Origin of the sequence: Bacillus sp. FDAARGOS_527 (assembly GCF_003812125.1) — a bacterium.
GTDB classification, from domain to species: domain Bacteria; phylum Bacillota; class Bacilli; order Bacillales; family Bacillaceae_G; genus Bacillus_A; species Bacillus_A paranthracis.
In genome coordinates this window covers 4,673,151-4,695,000 of sequence record NZ_CP033795.1, presented here as the reverse complement: position 1 = coordinate 4,695,000, position 21,850 = coordinate 4,673,151, and the positions used below count along the sequence as shown (strand labels likewise).

General features: G+C 39.3%; 38 protein-coding genes (1 of these 38 running past the window's edge). 2 read left to right on the top strand and 36 right to left on the bottom strand.

From position 1 onward, the window contains the following. A protein-coding gene (gene pdaB / locus EGX95_RS27180; protein ID WP_000464713.1) for a polysaccharide deacetylase family sporulation protein PdaB crosses the window boundary here: on the top strand, nt 1-635 show its 3' portion. Its footprint begins 130 nt before the window's first position; 635 of the gene's 765 nt are visible here — the last part of the coding sequence; the start codon falls outside the window, past its left edge; it ends in the stop codon at nt 633-635. Between the two features lie 104 nt (nt 636-739). Here pdaB and kbaA read toward each other — a convergent pair whose 3' ends face one another. Further along, nucleotides 740-1,351, bottom strand: a complete 612-nt coding sequence (gene kbaA, locus EGX95_RS27175) for a KinB signaling pathway activation protein KbaA (protein WP_123805784.1) — start codon at nt 1,349-1,351, stop codon at nt 740-742. 139 nt (nt 1,352-1,490) lie between these two features. On the opposite strand from kbaA, the gene gerD reads away from it, so the two are divergent. Continuing rightward, entirely contained in the window at nt 1,491-2,108 is a 618-nt protein-coding gene (gene gerD, locus EGX95_RS27170; protein ID WP_000827519.1) for a spore germination protein GerD, read from the top strand. Between the two features lie 56 nt (nt 2,109-2,164). On the opposite strand, the gene EGX95_RS27165 is transcribed toward gerD, so the two are convergent. The 35 genes from EGX95_RS27165 to rplB all read right to left on the bottom strand — a co-directional run bounded on the left by EGX95_RS27165 (nt 2,165) and on the right by rplB (nt 21,842). Further along, the gene (locus EGX95_RS27165) at nt 2,165-3,232 is read right to left on the bottom strand and encodes an Mrp/NBP35 family ATP-binding protein (RefSeq protein ID WP_000256608.1); all 1,068 of its coding nucleotides are present in this window, start codon (nt 3,230-3,232) and stop codon (nt 2,165-2,167) included. Nucleotides 3,233-3,376: 144 nt separating this feature from the next. Then, nucleotides 3,377-4,090: an N-acetylmuramoyl-L-alanine amidase CwlD gene (cwlD, locus tag EGX95_RS27160; RefSeq protein ID WP_000822436.1), complete on the bottom strand. Its 714-nt coding sequence runs from the start codon at nt 4,088-4,090 to the stop codon at nt 3,377-3,379. A 66-nt stretch (nt 4,091-4,156) separates the two neighbouring features. Next, nucleotides 4,157-4,585: a YbaK family protein gene (locus EGX95_RS27155; RefSeq protein WP_001101006.1), complete on the bottom strand. Its 429-nt coding sequence runs from the start codon at nt 4,583-4,585 to the stop codon at nt 4,157-4,159. 161 nt (nt 4,586-4,746) lie between these two features. After that, the gene (gene rpsI / locus EGX95_RS27150) at nt 4,747-5,139 is read right to left on the bottom strand and encodes a 30S ribosomal protein S9 (protein WP_000079986.1); all 393 of its coding nucleotides are present in this window, start codon (nt 5,137-5,139) and stop codon (nt 4,747-4,749) included. Between the two features lie 21 nt (nt 5,140-5,160). Continuing rightward, nucleotides 5,161-5,598 carry a 50S ribosomal protein L13 gene (gene rplM, locus EGX95_RS27145; RefSeq protein WP_001260793.1) on the bottom strand — a complete coding sequence of 146 codons (438 nt, stop codon included), beginning with the start codon at nt 5,596-5,598 and terminating at the stop codon, nt 5,161-5,163. Between the two features lie 152 nt (nt 5,599-5,750). Then, a complete protein-coding gene (gene truA, locus EGX95_RS27140; RefSeq protein WP_002081773.1) occupies nt 5,751-6,494 on the bottom strand; it encodes a tRNA pseudouridine(38-40) synthase TruA in 744 nt (247 codons plus the stop codon). A gap of 14 nt (nt 6,495-6,508) precedes the next feature. Continuing rightward, nucleotides 6,509-7,303, bottom strand: a complete 795-nt coding sequence (locus EGX95_RS27135; RefSeq protein WP_001186536.1) for an energy-coupling factor transporter transmembrane component T family protein — start codon at nt 7,301-7,303, stop codon at nt 6,509-6,511. Beyond that, entirely contained in the window at nt 7,291-8,172 is an 882-nt protein-coding gene (locus EGX95_RS27130; protein ID WP_000406517.1) for an energy-coupling factor ABC transporter ATP-binding protein, read from the bottom strand. The genes EGX95_RS27135 and EGX95_RS27130 overlap by 13 nt, the downstream gene beginning before the upstream one ends. Then, a complete protein-coding gene (locus tag EGX95_RS27125) occupies nt 8,148-8,990 on the bottom strand; it encodes an energy-coupling factor ABC transporter ATP-binding protein (RefSeq protein WP_000711783.1) in 843 nt (280 codons plus the stop codon). Before EGX95_RS27125 ends, EGX95_RS27130 begins: the two co-directional genes overlap by 25 nt. A 103-nt stretch (nt 8,991-9,093) precedes the next feature. Continuing rightward, on the bottom strand, nt 9,094-9,456 hold the full coding sequence (rplQ, locus tag EGX95_RS27120) for a 50S ribosomal protein L17 (protein ID WP_000331490.1): 363 nt from the start codon (nt 9,454-9,456) through the stop codon (nt 9,094-9,096). Between the two features lie 35 nt (nt 9,457-9,491). Continuing rightward, nucleotides 9,492-10,436 carry a DNA-directed RNA polymerase subunit alpha gene (locus tag EGX95_RS27115; protein ID WP_000569643.1) on the bottom strand — a complete coding sequence of 315 codons (945 nt, stop codon included), beginning with the start codon at nt 10,434-10,436 and terminating at the stop codon, nt 9,492-9,494. A gap of 180 nt (nt 10,437-10,616) precedes the next feature. Next, the gene (rpsK, locus tag EGX95_RS27110) at nt 10,617-11,006 is read right to left on the bottom strand and encodes a 30S ribosomal protein S11 (protein ID WP_000101799.1); all 390 of its coding nucleotides are present in this window, start codon (nt 11,004-11,006) and stop codon (nt 10,617-10,619) included. Between the two features lie 24 nt (nt 11,007-11,030). Further along, complete coding sequence (rpsM, locus tag EGX95_RS27105; protein WP_000090789.1) at nt 11,031-11,396, bottom strand: 30S ribosomal protein S13; 366 nt, start codon at nt 11,394-11,396, stop codon at nt 11,031-11,033. A gap of 21 nt (nt 11,397-11,417) precedes the next feature. Next, nucleotides 11,418-11,531: a 50S ribosomal protein L36 gene (rpmJ, locus tag EGX95_RS27100; RefSeq protein WP_000868344.1), complete on the bottom strand. Its 114-nt coding sequence runs from the start codon at nt 11,529-11,531 to the stop codon at nt 11,418-11,420. 35 nt (nt 11,532-11,566) lie between these two features. After that, complete coding sequence (gene infA / locus EGX95_RS27095; RefSeq protein ID WP_001029884.1) at nt 11,567-11,785, bottom strand: translation initiation factor IF-1; 219 nt, start codon at nt 11,783-11,785, stop codon at nt 11,567-11,569. A gap of 68 nt (nt 11,786-11,853) precedes the next feature. After that, nucleotides 11,854-12,600, bottom strand: coding sequence for a type I methionyl aminopeptidase (map, locus tag EGX95_RS27090; protein ID WP_000582539.1), 747 nt, complete (start codon nt 12,598-12,600; stop codon nt 11,854-11,856). Further along, a complete protein-coding gene (locus EGX95_RS27085) occupies nt 12,600-13,250 on the bottom strand; it encodes an adenylate kinase (protein WP_001048996.1) in 651 nt (216 codons plus the stop codon). The genes map and EGX95_RS27085 overlap by 1 nt, the downstream gene beginning before the upstream one ends. A 56-nt stretch (nt 13,251-13,306) precedes the next feature. After that, nucleotides 13,307-14,608 (bottom strand): preprotein translocase subunit SecY, encoded by a 1,302-nt coding sequence (secY, locus tag EGX95_RS27080; protein WP_000490114.1) that lies wholly within the window; start codon nt 14,606-14,608, stop codon nt 13,307-13,309. Beyond that, the gene (gene rplO / locus EGX95_RS27075; protein WP_000766080.1) at nt 14,608-15,048 is read right to left on the bottom strand and encodes a 50S ribosomal protein L15; all 441 of its coding nucleotides are present in this window, start codon (nt 15,046-15,048) and stop codon (nt 14,608-14,610) included. The genes secY and rplO overlap by 1 nt, the downstream gene beginning before the upstream one ends. 33 nt (nt 15,049-15,081) lie before the next feature. Further along, a complete protein-coding gene (gene rpmD / locus EGX95_RS27070; protein ID WP_001085234.1) occupies nt 15,082-15,264 on the bottom strand; it encodes a 50S ribosomal protein L30 in 183 nt (60 codons plus the stop codon). Nucleotides 15,265-15,277: 13 nt separating this feature from the next. Beyond that, the gene (rpsE, locus tag EGX95_RS27065; RefSeq protein ID WP_000554646.1) at nt 15,278-15,778 is read right to left on the bottom strand and encodes a 30S ribosomal protein S5; all 501 of its coding nucleotides are present in this window, start codon (nt 15,776-15,778) and stop codon (nt 15,278-15,280) included. Between the two features lie 21 nt (nt 15,779-15,799). Continuing rightward, a complete protein-coding gene (gene rplR, locus EGX95_RS27060) occupies nt 15,800-16,162 on the bottom strand; it encodes a 50S ribosomal protein L18 (protein WP_000628816.1) in 363 nt (120 codons plus the stop codon). 31 nt (nt 16,163-16,193) lie between these two features. After that, nucleotides 16,194-16,733, bottom strand: coding sequence for a 50S ribosomal protein L6 (gene rplF, locus EGX95_RS27055; RefSeq protein WP_000086558.1), 540 nt, complete (start codon nt 16,731-16,733; stop codon nt 16,194-16,196). A 32-nt stretch (nt 16,734-16,765) separates the two neighbouring features. Then, a complete protein-coding gene (gene rpsH / locus EGX95_RS27050; protein WP_000245511.1) occupies nt 16,766-17,164 on the bottom strand; it encodes a 30S ribosomal protein S8 in 399 nt (132 codons plus the stop codon). A gap of 29 nt (nt 17,165-17,193) precedes the next feature. Next, a complete protein-coding gene (gene rpsN / locus EGX95_RS27045; protein WP_001085700.1) occupies nt 17,194-17,379 on the bottom strand; it encodes a 30S ribosomal protein S14 in 186 nt (61 codons plus the stop codon). Nucleotides 17,380-17,412: 33 nt separating this feature from the next. Continuing rightward, complete coding sequence (gene rplE / locus EGX95_RS27040) at nt 17,413-17,952, bottom strand: 50S ribosomal protein L5 (protein WP_001080827.1); 540 nt, start codon at nt 17,950-17,952, stop codon at nt 17,413-17,415. Between the two features lie 26 nt (nt 17,953-17,978). Beyond that, on the bottom strand, nt 17,979-18,290 hold the full coding sequence (gene rplX / locus EGX95_RS27035; protein WP_000558200.1) for a 50S ribosomal protein L24: 312 nt from the start codon (nt 18,288-18,290) through the stop codon (nt 17,979-17,981). A 38-nt stretch (nt 18,291-18,328) separates the two neighbouring features. Then, nucleotides 18,329-18,697, bottom strand: a complete 369-nt coding sequence (gene rplN, locus EGX95_RS27030; protein ID WP_000615912.1) for a 50S ribosomal protein L14 — start codon at nt 18,695-18,697, stop codon at nt 18,329-18,331. A gap of 43 nt (nt 18,698-18,740) precedes the next feature. Continuing rightward, nucleotides 18,741-19,004 (bottom strand): 30S ribosomal protein S17, encoded by a 264-nt coding sequence (gene rpsQ / locus EGX95_RS27025; protein WP_000004106.1) that lies wholly within the window; start codon nt 19,002-19,004, stop codon nt 18,741-18,743. Between the two features lie 20 nt (nt 19,005-19,024). Then, the gene (gene rpmC / locus EGX95_RS27020) at nt 19,025-19,225 is read right to left on the bottom strand and encodes a 50S ribosomal protein L29 (RefSeq protein ID WP_000855718.1); all 201 of its coding nucleotides are present in this window, start codon (nt 19,223-19,225) and stop codon (nt 19,025-19,027) included. Then, nucleotides 19,215-19,649 carry a 50S ribosomal protein L16 gene (gene rplP, locus EGX95_RS27015; RefSeq protein WP_000928971.1) on the bottom strand — a complete coding sequence of 145 codons (435 nt, stop codon included), beginning with the start codon at nt 19,647-19,649 and terminating at the stop codon, nt 19,215-19,217. The genes rpmC and rplP overlap by 11 nt, the downstream gene beginning before the upstream one ends. A 1-nt stretch (nt 19,650) precedes the next feature. Then, nucleotides 19,651-20,310: a 30S ribosomal protein S3 gene (rpsC, locus tag EGX95_RS27010; protein WP_000529956.1), complete on the bottom strand. Its 660-nt coding sequence runs from the start codon at nt 20,308-20,310 to the stop codon at nt 19,651-19,653. A gap of 3 nt (nt 20,311-20,313) precedes the next feature. Then, nucleotides 20,314-20,655, bottom strand: coding sequence for a 50S ribosomal protein L22 (rplV, locus tag EGX95_RS27005; RefSeq protein WP_001148024.1), 342 nt, complete (start codon nt 20,653-20,655; stop codon nt 20,314-20,316). 17 nt (nt 20,656-20,672) lie between these two features. Next, complete coding sequence (gene rpsS / locus EGX95_RS27000) at nt 20,673-20,951, bottom strand: 30S ribosomal protein S19 (RefSeq protein ID WP_000124453.1); 279 nt, start codon at nt 20,949-20,951, stop codon at nt 20,673-20,675. Nucleotides 20,952-21,011: 60 nt separating this feature from the next. Further along, entirely contained in the window at nt 21,012-21,842 is an 831-nt protein-coding gene (rplB, locus tag EGX95_RS26995; RefSeq protein WP_000511580.1) for a 50S ribosomal protein L2, read from the bottom strand. Between the last annotated feature and the right edge of the window lie 8 nt (nt 21,843-21,850).

Below are 21,850 nucleotides of genomic sequence, written 5' to 3'. Positions count from 1 at the left end.
CAGGACCTAAAGTTATTTACAAAGGCGACACCTCTAAAAAACAAGTTGCATTCACGTTTGATATTAGTTGGGGAGACAAAAAAGCAATTCCAATCCTTGATACACTTAAAGAAAGAGATATTAAGAATGCAACCTTCTTCCTTTCTGCTGCATGGGCAGAAAGACACCCTGATGTTGTTGAACGCATCATAAAAGATGGACATGAAATCGGTAGTATGGGTTATAATTACACGTCCTACACTTCTCTAGAGGCAAATGAAATACGAAGAGATCTTTTGCGAGCACAAGATGTTTTTACAAAACTCGGTGTGAAACAAATTAAACTATTGCGTCCACCTAGTGGAGACTTTAACAAGGCAACACTTAAAATAGCAGAATCACTCGGATACACTGTCGTTCATTGGAGTAATAACTCAAACGATTGGAAAAACCCTGGCGTAAACAATATTGTTTCCACCGTCTCTAATAATTTAAAGGGTGGGGATATCGTCTTATTACATGCATCCGATTCTGCTCTTCAAACAAATAAAGCTTTACCACTGCTTCTACAGAAATTAAAGAGTGACGGCTATGAGCAAATATCCGTATCACAACTTATTTCCAACACAAGTACGAAAAGTAAAGATGTCCAATAATTTTTTACACATAAAAAGCTCTACTACCTTTCGTTCAGGTAATAGAGCTTTTTTTATCCCGATATTTTCATTCGTACAACTACCCTGCGTAAAAACTCTCTTAATTAGGCCGACTTACTCGTCTTTCCAATTAAACGATGTAATATAAGTAACTGATATGCATTACATAATAAAAGTGGTATCACCATTAAATATAACCAATCTGTATCATTAATTCGAAGTGCTGGTACCCACTCAAGAATTGTTACAACCACCATAAAGAACAAAGCTGGCACAAATGCCTTTTTATTCGTTTCCTTACTTTTTATATAAGCAACGATGGCACCAAACATAAATAACACACCAGCAACAAGTATGTTATTCCCTAATGAAATTTCCCCATTTGCAATCAATACCGATCTTAAATACACAAAATCAAATAAAACGAATGCAATGAAGAAGAGCTGGACTATATTCCATAAAGAAGGTGACCTGAACATCCCTAATCCAAAACGATGGATTGTTAAATAGGCAAAGAACCCCATTTGACTTATCACACTAAAAATAAATCCTACACCCATCAACCAGAAGGAAACTGCCAAAATTTCCTTTTCGTCGAAATTTTGAAAAAATTTCGCGTACTTGTCCCACTCTAAAACAAATCCAATAATGACTGTACTAACCCCACCAAGAAACAACGTCGTAAAAAATAGTCGAACCCACTTGCGGCTATTCACAACACATCCCCCATTATCCTTATATTTCTAATTAAATTGTATCAATGACAATTTCAAAAAGCTAGCCATGTTCATGTATAAATTCCTTAAAGATATTTATATTAAAAAGAGAGAACTGTGCTGAAAGGAGTTCCAACTTATGAAACGGATGCTGCTCGTTTTGACTTCTTCTTTTCTATTTCTTGTACTTGTAGCATGTGCACAAGAAAAAGAAGCAAAGTCCGAACTTGATTATGATCAAACGAAGAAAATGATTGTTGATATTTTAAAAACCGATCAAGGTAAGAAAGCCATTCAAGATGTGTTAACTGATGAAAAAATGAAACAAGCACTCATACTAGATGAAACAGTAGTAAAGAAAACGATTGAAGATGCAATGGTATCCGATAAAGGGCAACAATTCTGGGAAAAGCTCTTTAAAGACCCTGAGTTCTCATCGAAATTCGCTAAAAGTATGGGAAAAGAACAAACAGCCTTAATGAAAACATTACTAAAAGACCCTGAATACCAAGCAGGCGTTATAGAAATTATGAAAAACCCTGAAGTAGAAAAAATGATGTTACAAACAATGAAGAGCAAAGAATACCGGCAATATTTACAACAAGTACTAACAGAAACTGCTGAAAGCCCACTCTTCCAAGCTAAGATGATTGATATTATTAGTAAAGGTGTCCAAAAAGCCGAAAAAAGTGGTTCTGATAAAAAGGAAGCCGGCGGTGAAGGTGGTTCCCAAGAAGGTAAAAAGGAACAGCAGTAAAAATAATAACGATAATAATGAGTGGACAATATATGTATCATCCACTCATTATTATTTTATTTTTGCGCAACAGTTGTTTTATCAATTACCGTTTCAGCTATTGTGCGATAAATAAGACCTGTCGTATGCGTATCTTCATATACTGACGGCGCAAAATCTTCTTTATTCCAATCAGGTTGTTGAAGCGGGATTCGGCCAAGTACTTCTGTTTGAAGTTCTGTAGCTAATTTATCTCCACCACCTCTTCCAAACACATATTCTTTTTCGCCAGTTGTTTTACTTTCAAAATAAGCCATATTTTCAACAACACCAAGAATGCTATGTTCTGTACGTAAAGCCATTGCTCCAGCACGTGCTGCTACAAATGCCGCTGTTGGATGCGGTGTTGTGACAATAATCTCTTTACAAGCCGGCAACATCGAATGTAAGTCTAGCGCAACATCACCTGTACCTGGTGGTAAATCTAAAACTAAATAATCTAAATCGCCCCATTCTACTTCTGTAAAGAAATGATTTAACATTTTCCCGAGCATAGGCCCTCTCCAAATAACCGGTGCATTATCTTCTACAAAGAATCCCATTGAGATTACCTTTACACCTAGACGCTCCACTGGAATGATTTTATCTCCTCTTACTACAGGGCGTTTTTCTATCCCCATCATATCAGGTACGCTAAAACCATAAATATCAGCATCAATGATACCAACTTTTTTCCCTAGACGAGCTAAAGCAATAGCAAGGTTAACAGAAACTGTTGATTTCCCTACTCCACCTTTTCCACTCGCCACTGCTAAAAATGTCGTTTTCGAATTTGGTGACAATAAGGATTCAGTTTGCTCTTCTTCTTGTTCTGGTGCAAACTGAGCTAATTCCTCTTCTGTAAATTCTGCAAAGCGAAGCCCTACTGTTGCTGCTCCTAGTTCTTTTACTAACTTTACAATTCCAGATTGCAATTGCATTTGTTCCGCTGTACCGGTTTTTACAATTGCAATTTTCACACTTACATGTTCCTTCTCAGGCTTGACTGTTACCTCTTTAATTGCCCCTGTTTCTTTTAACGTTTTATGTAAAAACGGATCTACAATCCCCTCTAACGCTTCCACTACTTGTTCTTTCGTTACCATAATTAGCCCAGCCCCCTGTATGAAAAATAACATAATGTTAATTAAATATATCTCTCTTTACTTTTTAAATAAATGCGTTTACATTTCCAGTATAACATATTTTCGGAAAACTTCGTTAACGAGAGAAACGCAAAAAAATCCTCCTTATTCTGGAGGATTTCCTTTTTCCGTGAAATAACGTAATATACCACGATATACTGCAGCCGCTACCTTTTGCTGATATTTCTCCGAATTCAACATATATCTTTCATTTACATTCGATAAAAAGCCAGCTTCAATTAAAGCGCCTGGTGTTTTCGCATACTTTAATAAATACACATGAGAAATTGTTTTAGCAGAACGATTTGTATTCTCTAAACTCGTTCTCAACTCAGCTTGTATAAATTTAGCGGCACGTTCATTTTCAATTGAAGAACGGTAATAGAACGTTTGTGCGCCTTTCGATCCACTACTCGTTAAAGCATTTAAATGGATACTTGCAAAAAAGTCTACATCGGGTTTATTAATAATCTCTACACGTTTTTTTAAATCTTCTGCTTTACGTCTACTATATGACTTTGTATCTTTCTGGGCTAAATCATAATCTCCCTCACGTGTTAAAATAACTAGTGCACCTTGTTCTTGTAAATAATCTTGTACCTTCTTTGTAATCTCAAGCGTAATATCTTTTTCTACAATATCCTTGCCACCAACTGCCCCTCCGTCTGGTCCACCATGCCCAGCATCTAATACGATTACTTTCCCTGATAAGGGTAAATTCCAAGCTCGCCACGATTTTGTAATTTGAAATTCTTGTTTGACTAAAAAAAACAAAATAACCGCAGCGAGTGCAAAAGAGATAATTCGAATTCTCTTCATACCTTTCCTCCTCCAGCTAGTCCCTCTAATTACTTATATGGGACAAGAGGAAAGTTTATGCTTGTCTTAATGAAGCTTTAATCGATATCTTCTTTCACCTTTTTCATATCCTTCCTGCCACCATAAGCCGATAAACTGCTGGCAAGATTCAAAAAGTAATTCCTCATCTTGTAACTTAATCTCCCGCATAGTCATGCTCGTTAAAAATTGAAATAGTGTTTCCGTTAATTGTTGCTCTTCTTCTAAGGCCCTATATTTCACATCAAAGAACGATTCGCCATAATAACCAAATTTGCTATATCTCGCTCCTAATAAATACGATTCTATCCCTAATTCAATGCAGTAATCTTCATACTGACGATGAAGTTCCTGCATCTGAAAGGCATCTCTAATATTTGAACGTAATGTTTTTAATGATAATTCCCGCAGCATCTTCCGCTCATATTTCAACTGCTTTTCTTTTTGTTTTTCTTGTAAGCTGACAATGACATTCATAGTACTTATAAACCTCCCTAATACGTATTAGTCTAAACTTCTAAAGAAGAAGCATACGCGAGAGGATAGCACTAAAATATTCCAAACTACAAAAATTTCAAAAGAGGAATGAAACATAAAAAACCCCAACCAAAATGGTTGGGGTTTGTAGTTCGCAAAAATTAACGTTTTGAGAACTGAGGTGCACGACGTGCGCCTTTAAGACCGTATTTTTTACGCTCTTTCATACGTGCGTCACGAGTTAATAGACCTGCACGTTTTAGTGTTAGACGGTATTCTGGATCAGCTTTTAATAAAGCGCGAGAAATACCGTGACGAATAGCACCAGCTTGACCAGTGTATCCACCACCATTTACGTTTACAAGTACATCGTAGTTACCTAAAGTTTCTGTTGCAACTAGAGGTTGTTTCACTACTTCACGTAATGCAGCAAATGGGATATAGTTTTCAAAATCACGACCGTTAATGATAACGCGTCCTTCGCCTGGAACTAGGCGTACGCGCGCTACTGAACTCTTACGACGTCCAGTGCCATAGTATTGAACCTGTGCCAAAGTAAGCCCTCCTTTAATTGATTATCCGCGAAGTTCGTAAACTTCTGGTTTTTGTGCTTGGTGTGGATGCTCTGCTCCAGCATACACGTTTAGTTTCTTAGAAACTTGACGGCCTAAGCGTCCTTTTGGAAGCATGCCTTTAATTGCAAGCTCTAACATTTGTACAGGGTAGTTTGTACGCATTTCAAGAGCTGTTCTTTGTTTAAGTCCACCTGGGTGGTTAGTGTGACGGTAGTAAATTTTATCGTTTAATTTATTACCTGTTAAATGAATTTTCTCAGCGTTAATAATAATTACATGATCACCCGTGTCAACGTGTGGTGTAAATGTAGGTTTGTTTTTACCACGTAAAATGGATGCTACTTCACTAGCAAGGCGACCTAAAGTTTGACCTTCAGCATCAACCACATACCATTTACGCTCAACTTCGTTAGCTTTTGCCATAAAAGTCGTACGCATGTGTTTCCCTCCTCGTTATCTTTTCCATAGAAAAAATCTATTGTTTATCTTAAACACGATTTCCTTCCGGGGCTAATCGTGGTTTTAGAAACAATACCATATGTTATGATATACTTTTGAGTTTCTAATGTCAAGCAAATGTTACACCAGGATTAGTTGTTATAGTTTACCTGCCATAAATAAAGCCCATGACCAGGAGCCATCTTTCCAGCAAACTGACGATTTTGTTTCGCTAAAATCTCTGGAATGCTATCCGGATCAAGCTTTCCTTGCCCTACGCTCAGTAACGTACCAACAATAATCCTGACCATATTATATAAAAATCCATTACCTACAAAACGAAAAATTAATTCGTCGTCCTGCTCAATTAGCTCGATTTCATAAATTGTTCTCACTTTATCTTTTTTGTCAGTTTTTGCCGAACAAAAAGAAGTGAAATCATGCGTTCCAATAAAATAAGGGATCGCTTTTCTTATAGCATTTATTTCGAGCGGATATGGATATTGATATACGTAATTTCTACGGAATACATCCGCAGTCTTTGATAATAATACACGATAACGATATTCTTTTCTCTCGACACCGTAACGTGCGTGAAATTCTTCTGTTTTTTTCTCTACCTGTGTGATAACAATATCATCTGGTAACATAGTGTTTAATGCATTGCTCCATTGCCACTCTTCAAGAGACAACGGTGTATCAAAGTGTATCACTTGTCCTTTAGCATGAACAGTAGAATCTGTTCTGCCCGATGCCTGAACACGAATAAGTTCCCCTTTATGCAATTTCTGTAAAGCTTTCTCTATTTCTTGTTGAACAGTACGATGCTGCGGTTGAATTTGATAACCACAAAAATGCATGCCATCATATGCAACCGTACATTTTATTCTATCCATTTCTTTATTCTCCATTACGATCGCACCCATGCCAAAATACAAGCTAAACAAAGTAAGCTTATAATCGTTACAGTATCGCTTGTTTTCCAGCGTAGTTGCCTAAATTTAGTACGTCCTTCGCCACTTTGATATCCACGGGCTTCCATAGCAATTGCTAAGTCTTCTGCACGCTTAAAAGCACTGATAAATAGAGGAACGAGTAGTGAAATGATAGCTTTCATCCTATCTTTTATCGGTCCCCCTGCAAAATCAATACCACGTGACGATTGTGCCTTCATTATTTTACTCGTTTCATCCATTAATGTCGGGATAAAACGAAGAGAAATTGACATCATTAATGCGATTTCATGAACAGGAACTTTTATACGCTTCAATGGCTTTAATAACGTCTCCAAACCATCTGTAATCTCAATGGGTGTCGTCGTTAACGTTAATAATGTCGTCATTAAAATAATAACGAAGAATCGTATAGAAATGTATATTCCTTGCTCTAATCCTTTTTCATGTATCGAAAACCAACCAAGCTGGAATAGTACTTCCCCTTCTTTATTTGTTAAAATATGCAGGAAAAATGTAAAAAGAAAAATCCATAGAATTGGTTTTAAGCCCGAAAGTACATAACGAATCGGCACTTTTGCAAAAAATAAAGCAATGAGTGCATATAAAAATAAAAATCCATATGAAATCGCATTATTTGCTAAGAAAACAACAAATACATATAAAAAGACAATCAGCAGCTTCGTACGTGGATCAAGTTGATGAATAAGAGAATTCCCTGGAATATATCTTCCAATAATCAACTGCTGCATGATTCATGACCACCTTTTCGTAACACCTGCACAACTTCATGAGTAAGATCCTCTAAAGATAAGGTAGCCTTTGGGATTGAAATGCCAAACTTCTCTTCAATTGCACGTTTATACTTTAAAGACATAGGAAGATCCACACCAATTTTCTCTAGTTCATCAGCATGTGAAAATACTTCCTCTGCACTTCCTTGCAAAAAGACCGTTCCTTTATGCATGACTACAATCTGCTCGGCATATTTAGCAGCATCCTCCATATTATGCGTTACAAGGATAACTGTAAGGCCTTTCTCCTTATGTAGCTTATAAAACATCTCCATAAGTTCATTTTGCCCTTTTGGGTCTAGTCCTGCTGTAGGTTCATCTAATACAAGCACTTCGGGTTCCATCGCTAATACGCCCGCTATCGCAACACGCCTCATTTGCCCACCACTTAACTCAAATGGTGAACGCGTTAACAGTTCTGGTTCTAACCCTACAAGTTCAATTGCTTCTCTTGCCTTTTGCTTCGCTTCTTCTTCCGATACCCCAAAATTAGTAGGTCCGAAACAAATATCTTTCTCCACAGTCTCTTCAAATAACTGATGTTCTGGGAATTGAAAGACAACCCCTACCTTTTTACGTAGTGGCTTTAGCTTTTTTTCTTTCTTTCCTGCCGAAATGAAATGTTCACCGATTTGAACTGTGCCATTTGTCGGCTGCAATAAACCATTTAAATGTTGAATCATCGTCGACTTACCTGAACCAGTATGACCGATAATGGCATAATAGCCCCCACTTGGAAACGACACGTCTACATCATAAAGTGCGCGTCTTTCAAATGGAGTTTTATATTGATAACGATGTTCTACTTTTTGGAATGTAATCTCCAAAGTTCGTTCACCAAGCTTTCCATTGTAAGATGCGTATTTTGCAAGAGAATTTCATTTCTTTTTAATAATTCTGCTATTTTCACTGAAAATGGTACATCTAATCCAATTTCTTGGAGCATATGAGAGGACTTGAAAATTTGTTCTGGAGTCCCTTCCTCTAATATCTCTCCCTTATTTAAAATAATGACACGGTCTGACTGTGCCGCTTCTTCTAAATCGTGCGTAATTGATAACACGGTAATACCTTTTTCATTAACAAGTTGTCTAACCGTTTCTACCACTTCACGTCTCCCTTGAGGGTCTAGCATTGACGTTGCTTCATCTAATATCAAAATAGACGGCTGAAGTGCTAAAACGCCTGCTATTGCTACTCGCTGCTTTTGCCCACCAGATAACGAATGTGGCTCATCATTAAGAAAATCTTCCATACGGACTAGTCGTAAGGCCTGATCTAATCTTTCTACCATTTGCTCTCTTGGCATTCCGATATTCTCTAAACCAAAGACAACGTCATCTTGCACTGTCGTTCCAACAAATTGATTATCTGGATTTTGAAATACCATCCCAATTTGTTTTCGAACATCCCATACCGTTTCCTCTGACAAAACCATTGTATCATTTACTGTAATTGTCCCTGCTTCCGGCAAAAACAAACCATTCAATAATTTTGCAAGTGTAGACTTCCCAGAACCGTTTTGTCCAATAACAGATACCCATTCTCCTTCATATAAGGAGAATGAAACATCTTTTAATGCATAAGTGGCTGCACCAGGATATTGAAATGATATATTTTCTGTCCGAAGTTTCTCTTTTTTCAATACAAGGCACCCTTTCCTTCGCCAAGTAAGCCTATTTTTATATTTAAAAAAAAGGGCCATGACCAGTTTCTTGAAAAGAACTGTCCTGCCCTTTTAATTATCATTATACTAACTCGATAATTACCATTGGTGCTGCGTCTCCGCGACGTGGACCAATTTTTGCAATACGAGTGTATCCGCCTTGGCGCTCAGCATAGCGTGGAGCTACATCAGCGAATAGTTTTTGAAGTGCATCTTGACCAGTCTCAGCGTTAGCTACTTCATTGCGAATGAAAGCTGCTGCTTGACGACGAGCATGAAGATCTCCGCGTTTACCTAAAGTGATCATTTTTTCCACTACAGAACGAAGTTCTTTTGCACGAGTTTCTGTCGTTTGGATGCGCTCGTTGATAATTAAATCAGTAGCTAAGTCACGTAACATAGCTTTACGTTGCGCACTTGTACGGCCTAATTTTCTGTATGCCATTCGTAGTTCCCTCCTTTGTTGATGGGTTTAAATCCTCAGTCGTCTTTACGTAAACCTAAACCTAATTCCTCAAGTTTATGTTTAACTTCTTCTAAGGATTTACGTCCTAAGTTACGAACTTTCATCATATCTTCTTCTGTTTTGTTCGCAAGCTCTTGTACAGTATTAATTCCTGCACGTTTTAGGCAATTATAAGAACGAACAGAAAGGTCTAGTTCTTCGATAGTCATCTCAAGAACTTTCTCTTTTTGATCTTCTTCCTTCTCGACCATAATCTCAGCATTTTGTGCTTCATCAGTTAAACCAACAAAGATATTTAAATGCTCAGTTAAGATTTTGGCACCTAAAGAGATAGCTTCTTTTGGCCCGATGCTTCCATCCGTCCATACATCAAGCGTAAGCTTATCATAATTAGCCACTTGTCCGACACGTGTCTTTTCCACTTGGTAAGTCACACGTGATACTGGAGTATAAATAGAATCAATAGGAATTACTCCTATTGGTTGATCTTCGCTTTTATTTGCATCAGCTGGCGTATACCCACGGCCACGCTTTGCAGTTAAACGCACGCGGAAATGCGCATCTTTTGCTAACGTTGCAATGTGTAAATCTGGATTTAAGATTTCTACATCACTATCGTGAGTAATATCAGCAGCTGTGACAATACCTTCGCCCTGCACATCAATTTCCAACGTCTTCTCTTCTTCAGAGTAGATTTTAAGAGCTAACTTTTTCAAGTTTAAGATGATCGTTGTAACGTCTTCTACTACGCCCTCAACTGTTGAAAATTCATGTAATACGCCATCGATTTGGATAGCAGTAACAGCGGCACCAGGGAGTGAAGATAAAAGAATACGACGTAAGGAGTTACCCAACGTAGTACCATATCCACGCTCAAGCGGTTCAATTACGAATTTACCATATTTAGCATCTTCGTTAAGTTCAACCGTTTCGATTTTCGGCTTTTCGATTTCAATCATTAACTAAACCCTCCTTCAAAACGTCGAAACCCCGGTTAAACAAAGGTATAACCCCTGTCTAACCGAAAGTCCCCCTTAGGCAGTTCCCGATTGTGCACAACAAGCGATGTTTCTGTACGAAATTTCTCGATAATGCATCATATCCATTATAGACAAAAGGGAAAATTCTATACAGAAAAATTACACACGACGACGTTTTGGTGGACGACATCCATTATGAGGAACTGGAGTAACATCTCTAATTGCTGTTACTTCTAGACCTGCAGCTTGAAGAGCACGAATTGCAGCTTCACGACCAGCACCAGGACCTTTAACAGTAACCTCTAAAGTTTTTAAACCGTGCTCCATTGCAGCTTTAGCAGCAGTTTCAGCAGCCATTTGCGCAGCGAATGGAGTAGATTTACGAGATCCACGGAAACCAAGTGCACCAGCACTAGACCAAGAAAGCGCGTTACCGTGAGTATCTGTAAGTGTTACGATTGTGTTGTTGAAAGTAGAACGAATATGAGCTACACCAGCTTCAATATTCTTTTTCACACGTTTTTTACGAGTGTTTGTTTTACGTGCCATTGTTAGTTCAACCTCCTTTACTTATTATTTCTTTTTATTTGCTACTGTACGACGTGGACCTTTACGTGTACGAGCATTGTTTTTAGAGTTTTGACCACGAACTGGTAAACCACGACGGTGACGAAGACCACGGTAAGAACCGATCTCCATTAGACGTTTGATGTTAAGAGATACTTCACGACGAAGGTCTCCCTCAACTTTAATACGATCGATGATATCACGGATACGTCCTAATTCGTCTTCCGTTAAATCACGAACTCGTGTTTCTTCAGAAACACCAGCTTCAGCAAGAATTTTTTCAGCAGTTGTGCGACCAATGCCGAATACGTAAGTTAAAGAAATAACAACGCGTTTGTCACGAGGAATATCTACACCTGCGATACGTGCCATTCCGAATGCACCTCCTTCTGATTAACCTTGTTTTTGTTTATGTTTAGGGTTTTCACAAATAACCATTACTTTTCCACGTCTACGAATAACTTTACATTTTTCGCAGATTGGTTTAACTGACGGTCTTACTTTCATGTCTCGAACCTCCTTAAAGATTACGGAGTGCTATATTATTTAAAACGGTACGTAATACGACCACGATTTAAATCGTACGGAGATAATTCTACCGTAACTTTGTCTCCTGGTAAAATACGAATGAAGTTCATACGGATTTTACCAGAAACGTGAGCCAATACGACATGCCCATTCTCTAATTCTACTTTGAACATAGCATTTGGCAACGTTTCAAGAACGGTACCTTCGACTTCAATTACATCATCTTTAGCCATTCAATAGTTCTCCCTTCTTCAAATCAGTAACATTTTACACTGCTCTGAAATCCCGGAGAGCCAGCTACTTATAAAGTGGTAAGGATTTCGTATCCTGCTTCTGTAAGAGCAATCGTGTGCTCAAAATGGGCACACCATTTACCATCTACCGTTACCACTGTCCAGTCATCAGATAGTGTTTTTACATATCGTCTTCCTTGATTCACCATCGGCTCAACACAGATGACCATTCCCGGCTTTAATCTAGGGCCTCTATTTGGTGGACCATAGTGCGGGATTTGAGGGTCCTCATGTAAGTCTTGCCCGATTCCGTGACCAACATACTCCCTAACGATCGAGAATCCATTCTCTTCAGCATGGGTTTGAACCGCATGTGAGATATTTGATAATCTCTCGCCTGGTTTTACTTGTTCTAGACCAAGATACAACGATTTTTCTGTGACATCAAGTAGCTTTTGAACAGATTCAGAAATGTTTCCAACTGGATACGTCCATGCAGAATCTCCATGGTACCCATTGTATTTCGCACCAATATCGATACTGATGATATCGCCCTCTTTGAGCTTGCGCTTCCCTGGAATTCCGTGTACAAGCTCTTCATTTACAGAAGCACATATGCTCCCCGGAAATCCGTTGTATCCTTTAAAAGATGGCGTAGCACCATATTTTTGAATCGTCTTTTCCGCTATTTGATCGAGCTCTTTCGTTGTAATTCCTGGAGTAATGTGCTGTTTTAACTCTTGATGAGTCAAAGCAACGATCCTGCCCGCTTCTCGCATGATTTCTATCTCGCGAGGAGTTTTGCAGATTATCATTACGCTAAGCCTCCGATGAGAACATCGATATCAGCAAATACTTTATTGATATCTTGCTCACCATTAATGCTTTGTAAGTAACCAAGCTCCTCGTAGAAATCAAGCAAAGGTTTAGTTTGCTTAATATTTACATCTAAGCGATTTGCTACAGTTTCTTCATTGTCATCAGAGCGTTGATATAACTCGCCACCACATTTATCGCACACGTCAGCTTTTGCTGGCGGATTGAATTCTAAGTGGTAAGTCGCACCGCACTCTTTACAAATGCGACGGCCTGTAAGGCGTTTTAATAACAATCCTGAATCCACATTAATGTTTAAAACATAGTCGATTTTTTTGCCAAGATCTTTCATAATCTCTTCAAGAGCTGATGCTTGTGCAACAGTTCGTGGGAAACCGTCTAATAAGAAGCCTCTTACGCAGTCTTCTTGACTTAAACGTTCACGAACGATTCCGATTGTAACTTCATCTGGAACAAGTGCACCTTTATCAATAAAGGATTTTGCTTGTAAACCCATTTCAGTTTCAGCCTTCATAGCTGCACGGAACATATCTCCTGTTGAGATGTGAGGGATGTTATACTTGGCAACAATCTGTTCGGCTTGTGTACCTTTACCAGCACCAGGAAGCCCCATTAAAATTAAGTTCATCCTTGTTCCCCCTCAGAGTACATGAGCATGTAGGGAAGACAATACTTCCCACTTACTCACTGCTTGATAAACCCTTTGTAATGGCGTTTTACCAGTTGGCTTTCTAGTTGCTTCATTGTTTCTAAAGCAACGCCGACAACGATTAACATACTCGTTCCACCGATCTGTGCAGATGGAGGAAGATTTCCCAGCTTCGTAAAGATAACTGGTAAGATTGCAATCGCTGCTAGGAAAATTGATCCTACAAAGGTCAAACGATACAAGATTTTTGTTAGATATTGTTCTGTATTCTTACCCGGACGAATACCTGGAACATATCCACCTTGTTTGTTTAGATTCTCTGACATTTGCTCTGGATTAACCTGAACAAACGCATAGAAATATGTGAAGGCTACAATGAGCGCAACATATATGATCATTCCCACTGGGTGAGAATAGTTAAAGTTTGCAATAATCCACTGCGATACATCATGTTTCGGGAAGAACTGCGCAATAGTCGGAGGAGTAATTAAGAATGAAACAGCAAAAATTACTGGAATAACACCAGCACTATTTACCTTAAGCGGTAAATGTGTGTTTTGTGCTCCAGCATAACCACCATTTCCTCCTGTTACACGCTTCGCATATTGAATTGGGATCTTTCTAACAGCCTGTTGAATGAAAATAACACCCACAATAACTGCTAACACAGCTAGTAAAATCAATGCAACTTTAACGATACTCATGAACAATTGATCTCCGATATTTTGAAACTGTTGCTGATACACTTGAGATATAACACTTGGGATCGCTGCGGCAATACCACCAAAGATTAGGATGGAAATACCATTACCTACACCTTTAGCTGTAATCTGTTCACCTAACCACATTAAAAATGCAGTACCAGCAGTCAGTACCGTAGCAATGTATAAATAAGTGCTCCAACCAGGATTCAAAATTAATTGTCCACCTACCATACCGTTAAAACCGATTGACATACCAAACCCCTGAATAAACGCAAGAACAATTGTAAAATAACGCGTGAATTGCGTTAATTTACGACGGCCCATTTCACCTTGCTTCGCCCATTCCGAAAATTTAGGAACAACATCCATCTGCAATAATTGCACGATGATGGATGCTGTAATATACGGCATGATTCCCATCGCAAAGATGGAGAAGTTTTTCAAGGCTCCACCGCCAAATGTATTTAGAATACCTAAAGCATTTAATTGATCTTGTGCCTTCAGTACGTCTCCATTTGTAAATGGCACGGGGATAAACGTGCCAATCCTGAATACGATTAACATCGCTAAAGTGAATAATATTTTACGTCTTATCTCAGCAACGCGCATAAAGTTGGAGATTGTACGAAACATTAGATCACCTCAACTGATCCGCCAGCTGCTTCAATTGCTTCTTTAGCACTTGAAGAGAACTTGTGCGCTTTAACAGTTAGTTTTTTCTCTACTGCGCCGCTTGCAAGAATTTTAACACCGTCGTTTAATTTGCTGATAACGCCAGTTTCCAGCAATAATTCAGGTGTTACTTCTGTACCATCTTCAAAACGATTTAACGTTGATAAGTTTACAATAGCAAACTCTTTACGGTTAATGTTTGTGAAGCCGCGTTTTGGTAAACGACGGAATAATGGAGTTTGACCACCTTCGAAGCCAAGACGAACACCGCCGCCAGAACGTGCGTTTTGTCCTTTATGACCTTTACCAGCAGTTTTACCGTTACCAGAACCGATACCACGACCGACACGGTTACGTACTTTACGAGAACCTTCTGCAGGTTTTAATTCATGAAGTTTCATTCCCAGGCACCTCCTTATATTAATGAGTTATCCTTAAGCTTCTTTTACAGTTACAAGGTGAGAAACTTTGTTGATCATACCAAGAATAGCAGGAGTTTCTTCCTTAACTACAGTTGAATTCAACTTTTTAAGACCTAAAGCTTCTACCGTCGCACGTTGATCTTGTGGACGACCAATTACACTACGAGTGAGGGTAATTTCTAACTTTTTCGCCATTTGTTTTCCCTCCTTAACCTAGTAGCTCTTCTACAGATTTACCGCGTAATTTTGCAACATCTTCAGCGCGCTTAAGTTCGCTTAATCCGTTCACAGTAGCGCGAATCATGTTGATTGGTGTGTTAGAACCAAGAGATTTCGAAAGAATATCTTGTACACCTGCTAATTCAAGGACCGCACGAACAGGTCCACCAGCAATAACACCAGTACCCTCAGCAGCAGGCTTTAAGAATACTTCACCAGCTCCAAAATGACCGTTGATTGTGTGTGGAATTGTTGTACCAACTAATGGTACAGCGATTAAGTTTTTCTTAGCGTCTTCGATAGCTTTGCGGATTGCGTCTGGTACCTCTTGTGCTTTACCAGTACCGAATCCAACATGACCGTTTTTATCGCCAACTACAACTAGTGCAGCAAAGCGGAAACGACGACCACCCTTAACAACTTTCGCGACACGATTTATCGTAACTACACGTTCTTCAAGTTCTAATTTACTTGGGTCAATGCGATGCATCAATTTTCCCTCCTTTGACCATTAAAATTGTAATCCAGCCTCACGAGCAGCTTCAGCTAGAGCTTTAACACGGCCATGGTATAAGTAACCACCGCGATCAAATACTACTTCTTTAACGCCTTTCTCTACAGCACGCTTAGCAACTGATTCTCCAACTTTCGTAGCAGCTTCAATATTGCTAGTACCGTTAAGAGCAAGGTCTTTATCAAGAGTAGATGCACTTACTAACGTTACACCATTTACATCATCAATAACTTGAGCGTAAATATGTTGGTTAGAACGGAACACGTTTAAACGTGGACGTTCTGCAGTACCAGTAAGTTTAGCACGTACACGCGCATGTCTTTTCTTACGAGTCGCATTTTTATCAGCTTTAGTGATCATTCTTGTCACTCCTTTCTCTCACCTAACGGGTTTACTTAGCAGTTTTACCTTCTTTACGACGAACAACTTCGCCTTCGTAACGAATACCTTTACCTTTGTAAGGCTCAGGAGCACGTACAGCGCGGATGTTAGCAGCGAATTCGCCAACACGTTGCTTGTCGATACCTTTGATTACGATCTTAGTTGGTGCAGGTACTTCAACTTCAAGACCTGCTTCCGGAGTCATTTCTACTGGATGAGAATAACCTACGCTTAATACAAGTTTATCACCTTGTTTTTGAGCACGGTAACCAACACCGACTAATTCAAGTCCGCGTGCGAAACCTTCAGTTACACCTTCAACCATGTTTCCGATTAAAGCACGAGTTGTACCGTGTAATGCACGGTGTTCCTTCTGTTCAGATGGACGCTCAACTGTTAATGTATTCTCTTCAATTTTGATAAGCATATCAGCATTGAAAGTACGAGTTAATTCACCTTTAGGGCCTTTTACTGTTACAGTATTGTCTTCTGCAACTGTAATAGTAACACCTGCAGGGATTTCAAGAATCTTTTTACCAATACGAGACATGTGGTCACACCTCCGTTCGTTTTAAATATATATTACCAAACGTATGCTACTACTTCTCCACCAGTTTGTAATTGACGAGCGTCTTTGTCTGTCATTACTCCCTTAGATGTAGAAACAAGAGCGATACCTAATCCGTTAAGTACACGTGGTACTTCGTCAGCTTTAGCGTAAACGCGTAAGCCAGGTTTACTGATACGTTTTAATCCAGTGATTACACGTTCGTTGTTTGCACCATATTTCAGGAAAATACGAAGGATACCTTGTTTGTTATCCTCGATGTATTCTACATCACGAATGAAACCTTCACGTTTTAAAAGTTCAGCGATCTCTTTTTTGATTTTAGAAGCAGGAACCTCTAATTTCTCATGACGTACCATGTTCGCATTACGGATGCGAGTAAGCATGTCTGCAATTGGATCTGTCATCACCATGTGTTTTACCTCCTTCCCATTTGTGGGTTTTACCAACTAGCTTTTTTAACACCAGGAATTTGACCTTTATATGCAAGTTCACGGAAACAAATACGGCAAAGTTTAAATTTGCGGTATACAGAATGCGGACGACCGCAGCGTTCGCAACGTGTATACTCTTGTACTTTAAACTTAGGAGTACGCTTTTGTTTCGCAATCATAGATTTTTTAGCCACGTTTTCGCCTCCTCTACTTAGCGTTGGCTTCCATTATTTTTGGAATGGCATACCGAATTGTGTTAAAAGTTCACGAGCTTCTTCATCAGTGTTCGCTGTAGTAACGATTACGATGTCCATACCGCGGACTTTGCTTACTTTATCATAATCAATCTCAGGGAAAATAAGTTGCTCTTTAACACCTAATGTATAGTTTCCACGACCATCGAATGATTTCTTAGAAACACCACGGAAATCACGTACACGTGGTAAAGAAACTGATACTAATTTATCGAAGAACTCATACATTTGCTCGCCGCGTAAAGTTACTTTCGCACCGATTGGCATACCTTCACGAAGACGGAAACCAGCGATTGATTTTTTAGCACGAGTTACAACAGGTTTTTGACCTGCGATTTGTGTTAATTCTTCTACTGCGTTGTCTAAAGCTTTTGAGTTAGATACCGCGTCACCAACACCAGTGTTGATTACGATCTTTTCGATTTTTGGTACCTGCATTACAGATTTATAGTTAAACTTGCTCATTAGAGCAGGAGTAATTTCCTTTTGGAACTTCTCTTTAAGGCGATTCAATGAAGTGACCTCCTTTCTTAAGAAAATTATTTATCTAATAATTCACCAGATTTTTTTGCAATACGAACTTTTTTACCATCTTCTACCTTGAAGCCTACGCGAGTAGGTTCACCTGTTTTCGGATCTAAAATCATAACGTTAGAAACGTGAATAGGTGCCTCTTTAGTAATAATTCCACCTTGTGGATTTAATTGAGATGGCTTAGAGTGCTTCTTAACGATGTTAACACCCTCAACGATAACACGGTTTTGCTTTGGGAAAGCCACAAGGATAACGCCTTGTTTTCCTTTGTCTTTACCAGTGATTACCTGTACTTTATCACCTTTTTTTACATGCATCTTAATTCTGCACCTCCTTAGCAAGGCAATACCTTAAATTATAGAACTTCTGGAGCTAAAGAAACGATCTTCATGAAGTTGCTATCACGTAATTCACGAGCTACTGGTCCGAAGATACGAGTACCACGTGGGCTCTTATCGTCTTTAATGATAACCGCTGCGTTTTCATCAAATTTGATGTAAGAACCATCCGGACGACGAGCACCGCTCTTCGTACGTACTACTACTGCTTTAACAACGTCACCTTTTTTAACAACGCCACCTGGTGTTGCTTGTTTTACCGTAGCAACGATAATGTCACCAATGTTAGCATATTTACGACCAGAGCCGCCTAATACTTTAATTGTTAAAAGTTCACGTGCACCAGAGTTGTCAGCAACTTTCAAACGAGATTCTTGTTGGATCATGTTATGAAACCTCCCTTCGGACTAAAAATTCCGATTCGTCTATTTAGATAATAACCGCTTCTTCAACGATTTCAACTAAACGGAAACGCTTAGTAGCAGAAAGCGGGCGAGTTTCCATGATTTTTACGATATCGCCAAGTTTCGCTTGGTTTTGCTCATCATGGGCTTTGTACTTCTTAGAATACTTAACACGTTTTCCGTACAAGGAATGAGTTTTGTAAGTTTCAACTAAAACTGTAATCGTTTTGTCCATTTTGTCAGACACTACACGACCAGTATAAACTTTGCGTTGGTTACGTTCGCTCACTATGCAAACCTCCCCTCAATTTATCGATTAATTCCGATCTCTCTTTCACGAACTACAGTTTTCATACGAGCAATTGCCTTACGCACTTCACGAATGCGAGTTGGATTCTCTAATTGTCCTGTAGCAAGTTGGAAGCGAAGATTAAACAACTCTTCCTTTAAAGCTTTAACTTTTGTTTCGATTTCGGCAGTGGTTAATTCACGAATATCATTAGTTTTCATTAGATTCACCACCATTTTCTTCACGTTTTACGAATTTACATTTCACAGGTAACTTGTGAGCTGCAAGACGTAATGCTTCGCGTGCTACCTCTTCAGATACACCCGCGATTTCGAACATAATTTTCCCAGGTTTTACTACTGCTACCCAGCCTTCTGGTGCCCCTTTACCGGAACCCATACGTACTTCTAGAGGTTTTGCAGTGTAAGGTTTAGAAGGGAAAATTTTAATCCATACTTTACCGCCACGTTTCATGTAACGAGTCATTGCACGACGAGCAGCTTCGATTTGACGGTTTGTAATCCATGAAGCAGCTTGTGCTTGTAAACCGAATTCACCGAAAGCTACTTCAGTTCCACCTTTAGCACGACCACGCATTTTACCACGATGCTCTCTACGATATTTTACGCGTTTTGGCATTAACATATTATTTTCCTCCTTCCTCAGAAGCTTTCTTTTTTGTAGGAAGGACTTCTCCACGGTAGATCCATACTTTTACGCCTAATTTACCGTATGTTGTATCAGCTTCAACTGCTGCATAGTCAATATCAGCGCGAAGTGTATGAAGTGGAACAGTTCCTTCACTGTAAGATTCTGCACGAGCGATATCAGCTCCGCCAAGACGACCAGAAACCTGTGTTTTAATACCTTTAGCACCTGCACGCATAGCACGTTGAATAACTTGCTTTTGTGCACGACGGAATGATACACGGTTTTCTAATTGACGAGCGATGTTTTCGCCTACTAATTTAGCGTTAAGATCAGCTCTCTTAACTTCTAAAATGTTGATGTGTACACGCTTGCCTGTTAATTGGTTAAGAGCTTTACGAAGTGCTTCAACTTCAGTACCACCTTTACCAATTACCATACCAGGTTTTGCAGTGTGAATTGTAACATTTACACGATTTGCTGCACGTTCGATTTCTACTTTAGCAACAGCAGAATCTTTTAAGCGTACATTAATGTACTCACGGATTTTGATGTCTTCATGTAATAATGTAGCGTAATCTTTCTCAGCGAACCAACGAGATTCCCAGTCACGGATAACGCCGACACGAAGACCAATTGGATTAACCTTTTGACCCATCGATTATCCCTCCTTCTTTTCTGATACCACAACTGTGATGTGGCTTGTGCGTTTGTTAATTTGGCTTGCACGACCCATTGCACGTGGACGGAAACGTTTTAACGTTGGACCTTCGTCAACGAAAACTTTCTCAACAACTAGGTTGTTAATGTCCATTTCATAATTGTGCTCTGCATTTGCGATTGCAGATTTTAAAACTTTTTCTACAACTGGAGAAGCAGTTTTTGGTGTGTGGTTAAGGATAGCAATCGCTTCACCCACTTGCTTACCTCGGATTAAGTCTACAACTAAACGAACTTTACGAGGAGCAATACGAACTGTTCTCGCTACTGCTTTAGCTTGCATTGAAGTGCCTCCTCTCATTATCTTCTAGTTTTCTTATCGTCAGCATCATGACCTTTATACGTACGAGTTGGTGCGAATTCACCTAACTTGTGGCCTACCATGTCTTCAGTAACATATACAGGTACATGTTTACGACCGTCATATACAGCGATTGTGTGACCGATGAACTGAGGGAAGATCGTTGAACGACGAGACCAAGTTTTAACAACTTGCTTTTGCTCAGTTTCATTTAGCTTTGCAATTTTACTCATTAAATGATCATCGACAAATGGTCCTTTTTTCAAGCTACGAGCCATTTTGGTGCCTCCCTTCGTGATTGCCGTACGGTTCTCAAAGTGAACCGTACTACAATCCCATTATTTTTTACGACGACGAACGATGAATTTGTCAGACGCTTTGTTTTTCTTACGAGTTTTGAATCCAAGAGTTGGTTTACCCCATGGAGACATTGGAGACTTACGTCCGATTGGTGAACGTCCTTCACCACCACCGTGTGGGTGATCAACTGGGTTCATTACAGAACCACGAACAGTTGGGCGCTTACCTAACCAGCGAGAGCGACCAGCTTTACCGATCTTGATAAGTTCGTGTGACTCGTTACCAACTTGACCTACAGTTGCACGGCAAGCAGATAATACAAGACGCACTTCACCAGAAGTTAAACGTACAAGAACGTATTTACCTTCTTTACCAAGTACTTGTGCAGATGTACCAGCAGAACGAACTAATTGTCCACCACGACCTGGTTTAAGCTCGATGTTATGAACAACAGTACCTACTGGAATGTTGATTAATGGTAATGCGTTACCGATTTTAATGTCAGCTTCAGCGCCAGACATAATTTCCATACCTACTTCTAAGTTCTTAGGAGCAAGAATGTAACGTTTTTCACCGTCAACGTAGTTAATTAATGCGATATTCGCAGAGCGGTTTGGATCGTATTCGATCGTAGCAACGCGTCCTGGAATTCCATCTTTGTTACGTTTGAAGTCGATGATACGGTATTGACGCTTATGTCCGCCACCTTGATGACGTACAGTGATTTTACCTTGGTTATTACGACCAGCCTTTTTGCTTAAAGGAGCAAGTAAAGACTTTTCGGGTCTGTCAGTCGTGATTTCAGCGAAATCATTCGTAGTCATGTTACGACGACCGTTAGTAGTTGGATTATACTTTTTAATTCCCATCTCAATTT

Coding starts and splice junctions, on each gene's coding strand:
- rpsE (WP_000554646.1), bottom strand. CDS start 15,778: ATGCATCGCATTGACCCAAGTAAATTAGAACTTGAAGAACGTGTAGTT.
- rplO (WP_000766080.1), bottom strand. CDS start 15,048: ATGAAACTTCATGAATTAAAACCTGCAGAAGGTTCTCGTAAAGTACGT.
- map (WP_000582539.1), bottom strand. CDS start 12,600: ATGATAATCTGCAAAACTCCTCGCGAGATAGAAATCATGCGAGAAGCG.
- rplN (WP_000615912.1), bottom strand. CDS start 18,697: ATGATCCAACAAGAATCTCGTTTGAAAGTTGCTGACAACTCTGGTGCA.
- gerD (WP_000827519.1), top strand. CDS start 1,491: ATGAAACGGATGCTGCTCGTTTTGACTTCTTCTTTTCTATTTCTTGTA.
- rplF (WP_000086558.1), bottom strand. CDS start 16,733: ATGTCTCGTATTGGTAAAAAGATTCTTGAAATCCCTGCAGGTGTTACT.
- infA (WP_001029884.1), bottom strand. CDS start 11,785: ATGGCTAAAGATGATGTAATTGAAGTCGAAGGTACCGTTCTTGAAACG.
- rplQ (WP_000331490.1), bottom strand. CDS start 9,456: ATGGCATACAGAAAATTAGGCCGTACAAGTGCGCAACGTAAAGCTATG.
- secY (WP_000490114.1), bottom strand. CDS start 14,608: ATGTTTCGTACAATCTCCAACTTTATGCGCGTTGCTGAGATAAGACGT.
- cwlD (WP_000822436.1), bottom strand. CDS start 4,090: ATGAAGAGAATTCGAATTATCTCTTTTGCACTCGCTGCGGTTATTTTG.
- rpmC (WP_000855718.1), bottom strand. CDS start 19,225: ATGAAAACTAATGATATTCGTGAATTAACCACTGCCGAAATCGAAACA.
- rplP (WP_000928971.1), bottom strand. CDS start 19,649: ATGTTAATGCCAAAACGCGTAAAATATCGTAGAGAGCATCGTGGTAAA.
- EGX95_RS27135 (WP_001186536.1), bottom strand. CDS start 7,303: ATGCAGCAGTTGATTATTGGAAGATATATTCCAGGGAATTCTCTTATT.
- rplM (WP_001260793.1), bottom strand. CDS start 5,598: ATGCGTACGACTTTTATGGCAAAAGCTAACGAAGTTGAGCGTAAATGG.
- rplB (WP_000511580.1), bottom strand. CDS start 21,842: ATGGGAATTAAAAAGTATAATCCAACTACTAACGGTCGTCGTAACATG.
- rplV (WP_001148024.1), bottom strand. CDS start 20,655: ATGCAAGCTAAAGCAGTAGCGAGAACAGTTCGTATTGCTCCTCGTAAA.
- EGX95_RS27165 (WP_000256608.1), bottom strand. CDS start 3,232: ATGGTAACGAAAGAACAAGTAGTGGAAGCGTTAGAGGGGATTGTAGAT.
- rpmJ (WP_000868344.1), bottom strand. CDS start 11,531: ATGAAAGTAAGACCGTCAGTTAAACCAATCTGCGAAAAATGTAAAGTT.
- rpsM (WP_000090789.1), bottom strand. CDS start 11,396: ATGGCACGTATCGCAGGTGTAGATATTCCTCGTGACAAACGCGTTGTT.
- rplX (WP_000558200.1), bottom strand. CDS start 18,290: ATGCATGTAAAAAAAGGTGATAAAGTACAGGTAATCACTGGTAAAGAC.
- rplR (WP_000628816.1), bottom strand. CDS start 16,162: ATGATCACTAAAGCTGATAAAAATGCGACTCGTAAGAAAAGACATGCG.
- EGX95_RS27115 (WP_000569643.1), bottom strand. CDS start 10,436: ATGATTGAAATCGAAAAGCCGAAAATCGAAACGGTTGAACTTAACGAA.
- rpsH (WP_000245511.1), bottom strand. CDS start 17,164: ATGGTGATGACAGATCCAATTGCAGACATGCTTACTCGCATCCGTAAT.
- rpsC (WP_000529956.1), bottom strand. CDS start 20,310: ATGGGTCAAAAGGTTAATCCAATTGGTCTTCGTGTCGGCGTTATCCGT.
- rpsS (WP_000124453.1), bottom strand. CDS start 20,951: ATGGCTCGTAGCTTGAAAAAAGGACCATTTGTCGATGATCATTTAATG.
- rpmD (WP_001085234.1), bottom strand. CDS start 15,264: ATGGCGAAAAAGTTAGAAATTACCCTCACTCGTAGTGTAATTGGTCGT.
- EGX95_RS27155 (WP_001101006.1), bottom strand. CDS start 4,585: ATGAATGTCATTGTCAGCTTACAAGAAAAACAAAAAGAAAAGCAGTTG.
- rpsK (WP_000101799.1), bottom strand. CDS start 11,006: ATGGCACGTAAAACAAACACTCGTAAAAAACGTGTGAAAAAGAATATT.
- EGX95_RS27085 (WP_001048996.1), bottom strand. CDS start 13,250: ATGAACTTAATTTTAATGGGGCTTCCTGGTGCTGGTAAAGGTACACAA.
- truA (WP_002081773.1), bottom strand. CDS start 6,494: ATGGATAGAATAAAATGTACGGTTGCATATGATGGCATGCATTTTTGT.